Source organism: Labilithrix luteola, assembly GCF_001263205.1.
GTDB lineage: Bacteria > Myxococcota_A > Polyangia > Polyangiales > Polyangiaceae > Labilithrix > Labilithrix luteola.
Map to the genome: position 1 here is coordinate 10,264,599 of NZ_CP012333.1, position 12,375 is coordinate 10,276,973.

12 protein-coding genes and 1 pseudogene are annotated in these 12,375 nt (G+C 67.6%); 7 read left to right on the forward strand and 6 right to left on the reverse strand.

Annotated elements, in window-relative coordinates; translation table 11 throughout:
- Positions 1-69: 69 nt before the first annotated feature.
- Genes AKJ09_RS44240 through AKJ09_RS44250 form a run of 3 tightly spaced genes read right to left on the reverse strand, consistent with a single transcriptional unit; the run spans position 70 to position 3,045 of the window.
- A complete protein-coding gene (locus tag AKJ09_RS44240) occupies positions 70-1,659 on the reverse strand; it encodes a GMC family oxidoreductase N-terminal domain-containing protein (protein WP_146653878.1) in 1,590 nt (529 codons plus the stop codon).
- A complete protein-coding gene (locus AKJ09_RS44245) occupies positions 1,640-2,143 on the reverse strand; it encodes a hypothetical protein (RefSeq protein ID WP_146653879.1) in 504 nt (167 codons plus the stop codon). Before AKJ09_RS44245 ends, AKJ09_RS44240 begins: the two co-directional genes overlap by 20 nt.
- A gap of 5 nt (positions 2,144-2,148) precedes the next feature.
- Positions 2,149-3,045 (reverse strand): FadR/GntR family transcriptional regulator, encoded by an 897-nt coding sequence (locus AKJ09_RS44250; RefSeq protein ID WP_146653880.1) that lies wholly within the window; start codon positions 3,043-3,045, stop codon positions 2,149-2,151.
- Between the two features lie 256 nt (positions 3,046-3,301).
- Here AKJ09_RS44250 and AKJ09_RS44255 point away from each other — a divergent pair, with 256 nt between their 5' ends.
- Entirely contained in the window at positions 3,302-4,336 is a 1,035-nt protein-coding gene (locus AKJ09_RS44255) for a threonine aldolase family protein (protein ID WP_146653881.1), read from the forward strand.
- Complete coding sequence (locus tag AKJ09_RS44260; RefSeq protein ID WP_146653882.1) at positions 4,333-5,457, forward strand: tetratricopeptide repeat protein; 1,125 nt, start codon at positions 4,333-4,335, stop codon at positions 5,455-5,457. The genes AKJ09_RS44255 and AKJ09_RS44260 overlap by 4 nt, the downstream gene beginning before the upstream one ends.
- 125 nt (positions 5,458-5,582) lie before the next feature.
- Here the strand turns inward: AKJ09_RS44260 and AKJ09_RS53765 are convergent, their stop codons facing one another.
- Positions 5,583-6,002 (reverse strand): hypothetical protein, encoded by a 420-nt coding sequence (locus tag AKJ09_RS53765; RefSeq protein ID WP_169928367.1) that lies wholly within the window; start codon positions 6,000-6,002, stop codon positions 5,583-5,585.
- Positions 6,003-6,245: 243 nt separating this feature from the next.
- On the opposite strand from AKJ09_RS53765, the gene AKJ09_RS44270 reads away from it, so the two are divergent.
- The 4 genes and pseudogenes from AKJ09_RS44270 to AKJ09_RS44285 all read left to right on the forward strand — a co-directional run bounded on the left by AKJ09_RS44270 (position 6,246) and on the right by AKJ09_RS44285 (position 10,013).
- A complete protein-coding gene (locus AKJ09_RS44270; RefSeq protein ID WP_146653883.1) occupies positions 6,246-7,025 on the forward strand; it encodes a hypothetical protein in 780 nt (259 codons plus the stop codon).
- A gap of 91 nt (positions 7,026-7,116) precedes the next feature.
- Positions 7,117-7,371 (forward strand): annotated as a pseudogene (locus tag AKJ09_RS56445) (FHA domain-containing protein); the annotation flags it as partial.
- Positions 7,372-7,424: 53 nt separating this feature from the next.
- The gene (locus AKJ09_RS44280; protein WP_240488839.1) at positions 7,425-8,783 is read left to right on the forward strand and encodes an FHA domain-containing protein; all 1,359 of its coding nucleotides are present in this window, start codon (positions 7,425-7,427) and stop codon (positions 8,781-8,783) included.
- Positions 8,784-8,801: 18 nt separating this feature from the next.
- Positions 8,802-10,013, forward strand: coding sequence for a Stp1/IreP family PP2C-type Ser/Thr phosphatase (locus AKJ09_RS44285; RefSeq protein WP_169928368.1), 1,212 nt, complete (start codon positions 8,802-8,804; stop codon positions 10,011-10,013).
- 17 nt (positions 10,014-10,030) lie between these two features.
- On the opposite strand, the gene AKJ09_RS44290 is transcribed toward AKJ09_RS44285, so the two are convergent.
- Positions 10,031-10,918, reverse strand: coding sequence for a tetratricopeptide repeat protein (locus AKJ09_RS44290; protein WP_146653887.1), 888 nt, complete (start codon positions 10,916-10,918; stop codon positions 10,031-10,033).
- A 261-nt stretch (positions 10,919-11,179) separates the two neighbouring features.
- On the opposite strand from AKJ09_RS44290, the gene AKJ09_RS44295 reads away from it, so the two are divergent.
- Positions 11,180-11,455 (forward strand): hypothetical protein, encoded by a 276-nt coding sequence (locus AKJ09_RS44295; RefSeq protein WP_146653888.1) that lies wholly within the window; start codon positions 11,180-11,182, stop codon positions 11,453-11,455.
- A gap of 60 nt (positions 11,456-11,515) precedes the next feature.
- Here the strand turns inward: AKJ09_RS44295 and AKJ09_RS44300 are convergent, their stop codons facing one another.
- Positions 11,516-12,346, reverse strand: a complete 831-nt coding sequence (locus AKJ09_RS44300) for a hypothetical protein (RefSeq protein WP_146653889.1) — start codon at positions 12,344-12,346, stop codon at positions 11,516-11,518.
- Positions 12,347-12,375: the final 29 nt, after the last annotated feature.

Below are 12,375 nucleotides of genomic sequence, written 5' to 3' on the forward strand. Positions count from 1 at the left end.
ACTTACTTCGTCTTACGGCGTCCGCCCGCTCGGTCGACCACATACCTTACAGCGTATCATTTGCCCCCCTCATGCCGCAATGCGACCTCCTCGAATGCGGGCAGCAAGCCTCGACGCCGCGAGCTTGCTCATGCCCATGATCGAGTGCTGAGGATTCACACCAAGGTTCGTAGGGAAGACACTCGAGTCGACGACGAAAAGACCTTCCGTGTCGTGAACGCGGAAGTCGGGATCGACGACGGAGCTCGAGGCATCGTGCCCCATGCGCGCGGCGCCGAAGAGGTGCGTCGCGATGAAATTGTACGCCCGAGGATCGAGTGGAGCCTCGTCCACCAGCGCCACCTCGTCAATCGATCGCAGGATGCTCGGTACTCCGAAGATGCTCGGCCAAACCTCCCGCGCGCCAGCCTCGAACATCATGCGGGCGATGAGCGCCGTCGCTTTGCGGGCCGCGCGCAGGTCGTCCTCCTCGACGGAGTAGCGAATGCGGTCGCCACCTCCCCATGCTTCGCCGACCGTGCCTTCGGCGCGCGAACGAACCTGGGCGGCCCAGACCGCCACGTGTCCGAACTGCGCGAGACGCGAGCCGAGCTCGTAACCGACGCCAGGCAAGCGCGCCCCTGCCAGATGAGGCGGCAGCGAGATCGTCTCCAGCTTGAAACGATCGGTGGATCGGAAATGGATGCTCTCGGCGCCTTGCGTCGCGCCGAACGTCATCTCGATGGGACGGTCGAAGAGGCCGCCCAGCGAGAGCGCCGGGTGCACCTGGAAGTGCCTGCCGAGCGCGCGGCTTCGCACGCCGCTCCGGCGGAGAATGTTCGGCGTCTGCACGGTGCTCGCCGCAACGACGACGGCATAGCGCGCATGAACGGTCACGTGATGGCCGGTCGCCGAACGCGCCAGCACCGAACGCGCTCGTCCCCCACGGACGTCGACCCGCTCGACGCGGCACGAGGTGAAGATGCGACCGCCCCGCGCGAGCGTCCACGGCACGTACGTCACGCTCATGCCCTGCTTGGCGGCGTGCGGGCAGCCCGTGAGGCATTGGCCCGATCCTTTGCACCCGCGATCGTAGCGGCGCATCGGTTGGGTCACGATCCCGCGCCTCTTGGCTTGTTCGACGAAGAGACGGTTGTTCTCGCCGAGCACCTCGTCCGAGACCTCGCTCACGCTGAGATCGCGCTCGAGCGCATCGAACTGCGGTTCGAGCGCGCGCATCGTGATGTGCGTTCCGAGGCCGAATCGCGCATGCCATTCGTCGACGACGTCTTCGGGGATCCGCCACGCGATGGCGGAGTTCACGAGCGTGCTCCCGCCGACGCAGCGGCCCTGGAGCACCGGCATGAAGGCCTTGCCGCGGAGCATCTGCAGGCCGGACATCCGCATGACGCGGCTGAAGACGTCGTGGACGTCTTCCTGCATGTCCCGCGTGCGCATCCAAGGGCCTTCTTCGACGATGCCGACGGAGAGCCCTGCGCTCGCGAGCGTGTACGCGGCGGTACCCCCCGCCGCTCCCGAGCCGACGACGACGACGTCGAAAATGTCGTCGATCGCTCGCGTCAGCGTCTCGCCGTCGACGACCGCGCCTTCGGGTAGCGCGTCGTCGACGTGATGGGGCTTGCCGGCGTGCTCATGCCCGTCATTCGGCCGCGTGCTCATGGGGGGTCCCTCCGAACATCCGAGGAGACTTCCTGGCACGAATCATACGAAGCTCGACGAGCTTGCCCGGCCCTCGATGGGGCGACACCATGCGCGCGCGTACCGAGGGCGAACGCGCGTAGAGCAACGTTCCGATCGACTTGAGAGAAATGACGAGCTGACGAATCACGTAGAACGGGCTCGCCACGAGCCGTTCGAGAAGCCGCACGCGTTCCGACGTGGGCAGTGACGCGATGGTCCCGAGCCTACGGAACGTGAATATCGGCGCGAAAGCGACCATCCATACGGCGAGCCGCAGGCCGAGCGATTGCTCGAGGGGAACGTCCACGAGCAGGTCGTCGAAGAACCGTGCCGGATGCAGCTTGACGATGCCATGCGGTAACCGCGGGGCAGAAGGCACCGTGAGCGCAGAGGGCTCGGGGAAAATCGCGTCGAAGGCCGCATCGGTCCAGGCGAGCTCGAACGAACGAAGACGCGGCCTCATGCAGTTTACCTCCCTTTGATGCCCTTTTTCGGCGTGCGGCGCACAGCGGCGTCACGCTTGTCGGTAGGCTTCTTCGGCGTAGTGTCGGCGGGCGGCGCCGTCGACACGGCCTGCCGGGGACTGCTGCCAGTTCCGTACCCATGGCGACGGAGCCAGTCGTCGTCGATCGCCGTCAGGACACTCTGCACCGCCGTGCGCGCGGTATTGCCGTCCCCTGCGCGCACCAGCTCGATGACCGCGGCGTAAAAGCCCGTCCCTGCTTCACGGCGATCGTAGAGGGTTGCGACGAGCGACGGCTGCTCTTCGGGAAATCGCGCGAAGGAATTCAAGATGAGCTCGATGCCGACGTTGCGGGCCGCCCGTGCCATGGCGCGTTGGAACGCGAGGTCGCCGCGGGCATACGCGATCGGGTCATGAAGGCGCGTTGCCTGCTCGTCCGCGATCCGTTGCAGCGCGGCAAGGTCTTCGTTCGTGCGCCGTTCGCACGCGAGCGCGACCGCCTCGGCCGCCAGAATGCGACGGATCTCGAGCAGCGATGTCAGCAGCTCGAACCACGCAGGCTCTTGCGGGTCGAGAGAGCTCATCACCATCCCGAGCGCTTCCACGCCGGCACGCTCGCGCCAAGGCGCGACCTCCGTGCCCGAACCGTGGCGCGTCGTCACGAGACCCATCGCCTCGAGTCGCGCCAGCGCCGCGCGCAAGGTCAAGCGGTTGACCCCGAGCGCGAGCGAGAGCTCTCGCTCCGAAGGCAAACGCGACCCCGCTGCGAGCCGCCCCGCGAGAATCTCGGTGCGCAGCCGATCGGCGACGGCATCGACGACGCTCGAGCGTGCGACCGGCCCGAGAACCGAAAGAGTGTCGACCGGCTCGTTGGACTCGCTGGAAGGAGGGGGTTTCTTCATCGGCTCATCAAGTGGTTCAACCAATTATGCGCACAACGCGTGCCGCCGCAATACGGCTGCGCAAACGTCTTCGCGCCGGACGTTGGCCAAGCTGGAGCGTGTCCGTCGTTCGGATGCCGCGAGGCTAGACGAGACTAGAGCAGGCATCGTTTGGGCGGAGCGACGATTTCGGACGACCTTGCTTTGACGCAAGCGCTCGAGGTCTTGCGCTTCGCACGTGAGGGACGAGCCGCAAGCTCGTATCCTGCCCGTCCCGATGATCGACCTTCGCAGCGATACCGTCACCCGTCCCACCCCCGCGATGCGTGAAGCGATGGCCCGCGCCGAGGTCGGAGACGACGTCTTGGGCGAGGATCCGACCGTGCGGGCGCTCGAGGAGGAAGTCGCGAAGGTCGTCGGTAAGGAAGCCGCGCTCTTCGTCACCTCGGGCACCATGGGCAATCAGCTCGCCATCGCTCTCCACACGCGCCCTGGTGACGAAGTCATCGTGGGCGAGGGCGCCCACGTCGTGTTCTTCGAGAGCGGCGCAGGGCCTGCCCTCTCGGGCGTCCAGTTCGCCATCGCCGGCGCGGGCGGTCTGTTCGACGTCGCGGCGATGGAAGAGCGCGTGCAGGGCGGCGCCTACTGGTCGCCGCGCACGAGCCTCGTCTGCGTGGAGAACACGCACAATCGCGCGGGCGGCCGCGTCTTCCCGCAGGCCGACGCAATCGCCATCGCCGAAGCTGCCAAAGCGCGCGGACTCGGCGTCCACCTGGACGGTGCGCGCATCTGGAACGCGAGTGCGAAGACGGGCCTTTCGCCGCGAGAGCTCTGCGCGCCGTTCGACACCGTGAGCGTGTGCTTTTCGAAGGGGCTCGGTGCCCCGGTCGGCAGCGCGCTCTGCACGACGAGAGAGAACGTCGAACGCGCGCGACGGCTTCGGAAGATGTGGGGTGGCGGCATGCGCCAGGCGGGCATTCTCGCCGCCGGCGCGCTCTACGCCCTCACGCATCACCGCGATCGGCTCGGCGAAGATCACGCCAAGGCCACCATTTTCGCGGAGCACGTGGCGCGCGTCGCGGGGGCTCGCGTGGACCTCGCCGGTGTCGAGACGAACATCGTCAACGTCGACCTCGATGCGGCCATGACGGCCGACGCCGTCGCCTCCGCCGCGCGGAAGCTCGGCCTGGCGATCAATCCTTCCGGTCCACGGCGCCTCCGTGCCGTGACGCACCTCGACGTGTCCAGCGCCGAGATGGTGCAGGCGGCCGACATCCTGCGTCTCGCGATCGAAGAGGTAAGGCGGGCATGAAGCGAGCGTCGGCCCTTCTGCTCGCGGCACTGGTCGGCGGCGCCTGCGCTCCGAATCGGGGCGAAGCGTACGAGAAATCGCTGGCGGAGGCGCGGCGTGCCATTCACGCGGGTCACTTCGATCAGGCCGCCACGCACTTCGACGAGGCGAGCAAGTCGGCAAGGATCCCGCGTGATGCAGTCTACACACGTTACGAGGCGGCGCTCGCGTGGGCCCGTTCGGGGAACGTCGGGCGCGCACGAAGCGAGCTCCACGCCATCGCTCAGGCGAGGCCCGCAAGCGAATACTCGGCGCAAGCCGCCTACAAGGCGGCGGAGCTCACGCTCGGCGTCGACGAGGAAGCGGGCTATCGCGAGCTCGAGCAGGTGATCATCGACTATCCGCAGAGCGGCGTGGCGCGCGTCGCCCTCGGGCGTATCCTTCGGCACGACGAAGAGACGGGCGGTGAGGCGGCTGCCCTCGCCCGGCTCGAGCGACTCGCGCCGCGGATCGTCGAGCCGGACAAGGATCCCAAAAACGTCGGCATCACCGAGGCCATCGTCTACGAACGCGCCAAGCGTCTCGCGGACCAGGGAAAGACGGTGGAAGCACGCGACGCGATGCTCGACGTCGCGAATCGCTGGCCCTACCCGTTCGGGGCCTATTTCGACGACGCGCTCTTCCGCGCGAGCGAGCTCGAATCGAAGCTCGGGCACCCGCAGAAGGCCATCGAGCATCTCGAGCGCCTTCTCTCGCACCGCGAGAGCTCGTCGATGCTGGGCACCTACGAGCGACCCCGCTACTCGCCCGCCATGTTCCGCATCGCGGACATCTACGAGAACGACCTGCACGACCGCGGGAAGACGCGCGAGACCCTGCACCGCTTCTACAAGGAGTTCACCACGTCACCGCGCCGCGCCGAAGCGCTCTGGCGTGAGGCGGACCTCTGGCGCAAAGACGGAAACACCGAGGTCGCGTGCGATCGCCTCGCGACCCTGACCAAGGAATTTCCGGATTCGCGCTACGTGCCGTGCGCGCCGCTCGACTGCCCGAACCTCAAGCGCCCCGAGAAGAGCAAGGCGCCGAAGGAATGCCACGCGTACATCACGCGTGAGCCGGGCAGCGAGCGGAGCGACCCCTGAGCGAACGGACGTCCGTCCCTCAGGGGCACCCTAGATATGTGAGCAACGAAAAAGGGGAAGACGGGATCGCGCCCCATCTTCCCCTCCCAACGTGACGAGCTGCGGCCTAGCCGCGAGCCGAAGACTCAGTCGTCTTCGGCTTCCTCTTCCTCGTCCTCATCCTCGTCGTCTTCGTCCTCGTCGTCCTCGTCGAGGTCTTCGTCTTCGTCCTCGTCGTACTCTTCGAGGCTCTCTTCGTTTTCGTCTTCGGCCTCTTCGGCCGCACCCTTCTTTTCGAACTTCACGTCGACGCCGATGTCGCCGAGTTGCGCATCGAGAAGTTCGAAGAGCTCGTCCACGTCGTCGCCCGACCACTCGTCGAGCATCTCCGTGAGGAACTCGTAGAAGTCACCACTGTCGAGACGACGCTCGATCTCCTCCACCTGCTCTTCGGTGAAGGCTTCGAGGATGTCCTCGCGCAGGGTCTCGGTGTCCCCTTCCTCGATCGCATCCTGCGCCGAGAGACGAATCTGCCGAACCGCACGTTTATCGAGAACGATCTCCATCAGTCTTTCTCCGAGATTCCGGGAGCCAGCGAACGCCACGAATACGCAAAGGCATCGGGCGCTGTCAACGCTCTCTCGGGCGAGATCGTCACGAAGATTTGTTTCGCCGATTTGCAAGCCTCCCCGAACGGTCTCGGTTGCAGCGCGTCAACGGCCCGAGGTTATGATGCACACGTGGCGTCCGGAGTACGGCTGAGCCTCCGCATTTCACATCGTATTTTTCGATACGATGTCGCGATCGGCGTGCTCGCGTCCTGGGCCGCAGCGACAGCGTTTCTCGTCCCCTCCGAAGCGCGATCACAACCTGCGACCGCGGTTCCGGCCGCGCCCGAGCCCGACGGCGGCGCACCCACCCCTACGACGGCAACGCCTCCGCCGGGCACCGAAGGCGAGCCCGCGGCGCCCTCCATCGCGCAACCGGAGTCGACCACGCCGATCTCGCGCACGATCCAGGACTTCGAACGCGCACCGCCTCCGCCGACGAACGTCGTGTACCTCCAGTACGGCGTCGCGTTCACGGCGGAAGTTCTCAGCTCCGCGGGCGCGATCTGTAGCAACACCACGGTGCCGTGCATTCTCGGCACGGGCGGCGGCATCACGATTCGCGCAGGTTGGCGGGGGACCGGCTCGCTCTACATCGGCGGCGCATACGCGTTGTCGAAGCAGGATCCGAACAAGCTGCTTCGACTCGCGATCCTCCAGCAGGCACGCGCCGAAGGGCGCTACTACCTGATGACCGGGCGCGATACGGAGCCGTATCTGATGCTCGGCCTCGGGGTTGCGGGCTACGGCAACGAGTGGAGCGTCGACACCTACGGGCCGGCGGCGTCGTTGGGTGCGGGCATCGAGGCGCAGGTGACCCGACGCACCGTGGTCGGGGTCGCTGTCGGCTACCGCGTCCTTCACTTCAACAGCTTCACGGACACCAGCGGTGCCGATCGCGAAGCCGGAATCGCGCAATTCGTGGGGCTCGATCTCGTGCTCGAACAGCGAGATCCGATCTTCACCGAACGCAAGCGCTGAATGCAGACCTCGCGAAGGTCCTCGAAGGGCCGCGCTTTGCGACAACGCTGCTTGACGGTCCGTCGCACGTGATGTCCCATCCGGAAAGCGAATGACGTGCACGACGTGCGGCCGCGAGAACCCACCGCACCTGACGTTCTGCCAGGAGTGCGGGCAACGACTTGGGCCCCGAATCGCGCCGCCGACGCCCCCCATCGGGCTCGGCGCGGAGTATTCGGCGCCAGTGGCGCATGCCATGAAAGCAGGCGAAGCACCGCCTCCGTGGCTTGCGCCGACCGCACCCGCGGAGCCTCCCGTGGCCGCTCCGCAAGCGCCACAAGCCCCCCCCGCGACGACGGCTCCTGTCCGCTGTCGCGTCTGTGAGACGCCGAACGCGGCTGGCCTTCGCTACTGCACGTCGTGCGGAAGCACGCTCGAAGCGCCGCCGCCGGTGACCACGGCCAAGCCCCAGGGCACGCTCGGTCTCGCGGCGCATCCCGCGCATCCCGCCCCGTCCGGCCCGTCGGCTCCTCCGCCAGCGCAGGCGGCCCCGCGGTCGCGCCGGCACCAGGTTTTCCTGCCATCGCGCCGAATCGCGTGGTGGAGCTCGGTGGCGGAAGCCCTGCGCCGGCTCGCGCACCACGCACGTGCGGGCGATGCCGCGGAACGGTCGACCCGGGCGCGCAGTTCTGCAAGTTCTGCGGCGCGCCGCTCGCCGACGCCGAGCCTGCCGTCGAACGGCCGCCCGTCGTTGCTCGCCCCGCAGACGTCGCTCCGCTCCTGCCCCACGAGCGCCTGGAGCTGCCGAAGGCTGCCCCGAACGCGACGCCGCCGCAGCCGGCTGAGGCCTTGGTTCGCCCCGCGACGGCACCGACACCCGCGGTCGCCCCGCCGGCCACATCTCCCCCGGCCCAGCCTGCCCAGCCTGCCCAGCCTGTCCAGCCTTCGGCACCGCGGGCGCTGACGCGAGGTCGGCTCGTCGTCATCGCCAAAAGCGGCGCGGACGGCCCGAGCTACCCGGTCGGGGACACGCTCGATATCGGCCGAACGGAAGGCAATGTCGTCGTCGGCGAGGATCCGTATCTCTCACCACGTCACGTCCGGATCGCGTGGACCGGTACAAAACTCGTGCTGCGGGATCTCGCGAGCACGAACGGCGTGTACCTCCGGCTCTCTCCAGCCCGGGACATGAACGCGGTGCGTCGCACCCCAGGTGGGCGGGGCGCTCACCCGGAAGCTGAGGCGTCCAGTGAGGTCGCCGTTCCGCTCCAGGACCAAGATCTGATACTCGTCGGACAACAGGTCTTGAAGTTCGAGGTCGTCCCCAACAGCTTCGATGCAGGACTCGGCCCCGCGGTCGAGCACAGTACCCTCTTGTTTGGCTCTCCAGCCGCTCCAAGGTACGCTCGGCTTGGTCAGCGGACCGTCGAGGGGATCACCCGCGACGTTTACTACGTTCGGAAGATGGAGACCGTGCTCGGCCGAGAGTCGGGGGATATCGTGTTCACGGAGGATCCGTTCCTCTCGCGAAGGCACGCGGCCGTGCGCGTACTCGGCCGTGATGGCGCTCCCCTCGCCCCGAGCGCCAAACCGACCGCGGAAGGCGAGATTCAGTTCGCCCTCGTCGACCTTGGTTCTTCGAACGGCACCTTCTTGCGCATCCGTGGAGAGGTCGATCTGGTGTCCGGAGATCACTTTCGAGTTGGACAGCAGCTGTTCCGAATTGACTTCGAGGCCCCCGGCCAGCGCGCCGGCGATGACGGCGTGAGAGCCGGTTGAAAGGATGAGGGTTTGCTCGTGACGCAGCCCGAGACGTCCGTTCCGAGCCCCTCCTCGGCAGAGGAGGAGGAGGAGTCGCCCAGCGGCGAGGTCCGCGTGAACCTGTTCGCGCGTACCGACGTCGGACAGGTGCGCGAGCACAACGAGGACAACTTCCTCGTTGCCGACCTCACGCGTCGGACCCGCGGCCTGCTCGAGGCCAACCGCGCGACGGCCGTCGGCCCGCAGGGCGCTGTCTTTGCCGTTTGCGACGGCATGGGCGGCGCGGCGGCCGGCGAGATCGCCAGCCAGCTCGCGGTCGACATCATCTACGAGCGCCTCGTCGACGGCCTCGCCGAGCGCCCCATCCGACGGGACGAGCTCGCCCGTCGCCTCGTTCGCGCTGTCGAGACCGCCGGCCTCCGCATCTTCCACGAGGCGAAGGCGGATCGTTCGCGACGCGGCATGGGCACCACGGTCACGGCCGCGGCGCTCGTCGACGAGGTCCTGTTCTTCGCCCAGGTGGGTGACTCGCGCGGCTACGTGCTCCGCGGCGACACCCTCGTGCAGCTCACGCGCGACCAGTCGCTCGTGAACCAGCTCATCGAAGCCGGCCAGCTCACCGAAGAAGAGGCCGAAACCTTCGAGCACAACAACATCATCCTGCAGGCGCTCGGCACGTCCGACACGGTGCAGGTCGACCTCACCTACGCCGAGCTTCGACGGGGCGACATCCTGCTCCTCTGCTCCGACGGCCTCTCCGGCATGGTGCGGTTCGAGGAGATCCGCGAAGCGCTGCGCTCCGGCGCGGAGCCGCTCGAGATCTGCAAGGCCCTCACCGAGCGCGCCAACAACGCCGGTGGCCACGACAACATCACGGTCATCATCGTTCGGTTCGACGGCACGGGCCTGAAGCCCCTCGAGGCCGAGACCGAGCCGCTGAAGTACCGCAAGTACGTCCTCGGCGACGAAGGCGGCGAAGGCGGCATGGCGGGTCCGAACTCCTCGCCATCCGGCACGTCGCTGGGCCCGAGCGGCTCGGAGCCTGCCATGACCGGCGCCAGCAACAGCTTGCGCCCGTCGGCGGGTGCGGGCGCGTCGGCATGGCAGGAGCAAGGTGCCCACGGCGCTTATGACCACGACGACCGCATCGACATTCCCGGCACCCACGTGCCGATCTGGATGGTCGTCGGAATCATCTTCGGCGTCGTCGTTCTCCTCGCCGGCACCGCGTTCCTGCTTCTCCGCTAATCGGTGTTCTAGGGCGCTCAGTGCGCCTTCGCGAGCACGTCGCGCGCCACCGCATCCTCGCGATCGATGGCAAGCGCTTCGTGCGCCGCGTCGGTTGCGCCATGGCGATCGCCTCGGGCGAGTCGAGACACGCCGATCCACGCCCAGGCGGAGGCCGCGCGCGGCTTGTCCGCATCGTCCGTGAGCGGCGCCAGGATTTCCTCGGCCTCCGCAAACGCCTCGCGACGGAGAAGCTGGCGGGCCACCAGCATGGTGAGCTCGGGGGTATCGCCGAATCGCGCGCGCGCGCGGGCGAGAACATCGTCGGCCTCGGGCTCGCGATCGAGACGCAGCAAGCACTCGGCCAGACCGATGTAGCCTGCCGGAACGTCGGCCTGGACCTGCGTGAGCCTCAGGAACTGTTCGCGCGCATCCTCGAAGGCCCCGCGCGCGAAGAGACGACGCGCCAGGTTCACGCGTGCGGGGGCGAAGCCCGGGTCGACCTTGAGCGCCTGCCTGTAGTTGGCCTCGGCTTCCCTTCCGAGGTCGCGTCGATCGGCCAGCACGCCGAGCGCGTGATGGGGTGCGGGGAGATCGGAGTTGAGGTCGCGCGCTTTGACGAAGTGCTTGCGTGCGAGCGTGAGGTTGCCGCGACGAAGCTCGACGTAGCCAAGGTTCACCCACGCCTCCGTAAAGCGCGGGCTGTACTCGATCGCGACCGCGAGGCGAGCCTCCGCCGTGAGGAGATCGCCCGCAGCGAGGGCCGCGGCGCCGTCGCGGTTCAGCTCGATCGCCTTGGGGGGCAGAGGCGGCACCGAAGCGCAGCCCGCCGTCGAGAACATCCCGAGCACCGCGAAGAGGAAGGCCGCCGCCGTCAGGAGCTCACGCACCGTTTCCTTGGAAATCAGCCTGTCTGCGCGATGCATGACGGCCCCATCGGCCGGCGCGCGCGAAGGTTGAGTACTTTTGGCATCGGTCGAATCGAGTCGGCACGGGAAAGAAAAACGGGCGCAAAACGGGCGCAGAGCGTGCCGCGTTGCAGCCGAGCCATTTCAATGGCAGCGCTCCTGTACCCGTCACCGATGAACTCAAGCGCGCGAGCCCAACTCCATCGCGTCTCTTGATGCGTGAGAGCGTCGCCCGCCGTGCCCTTCAAGGCGCCGTGCGCTATTCTCGACCCGCCTTCCATGAGCGAGCTACCCAAAGGTTTCGTTGCTGCCAGTCACTCGGTTCTCTTCGAGGACACGGAGTCGGTTCGCTGTGACGTCTGCGCCGAGCACCTCTCGAATTCCTCCTCCGACACGAACGGCGACGAGGGCTACGACGTGCAGGGTCGCGGGCTCCTCGTATGGACGCGTGGCGACGAGCGTCGCTACCAGGAGCCGCCGCTTTGTCCGAGTTGCGCGGCGGCGATCGGCGTGAGCGCTCTCCAGCGCTGGGAAATCGAAGAAGAAGAAGGCTGAAGGCGCGCAGGCCCGCTCGAACCCGCTCGAACCCGACCAGGCTTGCGAGAGGACGCGCAGCTACTGAAGAACGTCGTCGTCGTCGGAGAACTGGCCAGGCGGACGACGCTGCAGATGCTCGAGAGCGAGCGCGCGCACCGCGGGAGCGACGGTCGGCGAAGTCGCCACGAGGCGAAGCTCGTGACGGAGGAGTAGCCCAAGGATGGGCCCCGCAATCTCGAGTGGCGTGTCGGGATTGAGCACCAGCGCCATGCGAAGTCTCGGGCGGTGTGCCCATCGCGACGAGCGCGCAATCTCGCTCAGGACGTCCGGACGAGACGGACGGCGCGCAGCCATGCGCAAGACGTCGTCTTCGGTCAAACGCGGATTGACGAGCAGCTGGCGAATCACGTCGGGATGCGGATCGCGCAGCAGCCGCTCGAGCATGTCGCGATCGGGACGACGCGCGAGCGACTTCCGCTCGCCGAGCGTCAGCGGTCGGCCGCGCCCGTAGTCGGGAATGCGATCGTCCTCGGGATCGGGGACGTCGCGCGCCGTCGCCGGAACACGAAGCGGCTGCCTCACGAGGCGTTCGAGCGCAAGGTGCGGAGCACTCGCCGCCTGTTCGCGAAGCTGCTGCACCACTTCCTTGCAGGCAGGATCGTTCAGCGCGTCGACCAACGCGACGAGCACTTCGCGCGGCGCCGCCTCCGCCTGCTCGGCGCGCCCGCACACGATGTCGAGACACGCCGCGAGCTCCACGACGTCGTTGGCGAGGAGCAAGCTCTTCAGATACGCCGCGCGCAGAGTCGCTTCGGGGAGCGAACGGGTCGTGCGGACGAGCGCGTCGGCACCGCGGCTGGCGCCGGCGCCACCTGCGCCGGTAGGGCTCTCGCGCGGAGCGTCGGTCATCGCTCCAACCATAACCTCAGAATCCGAGG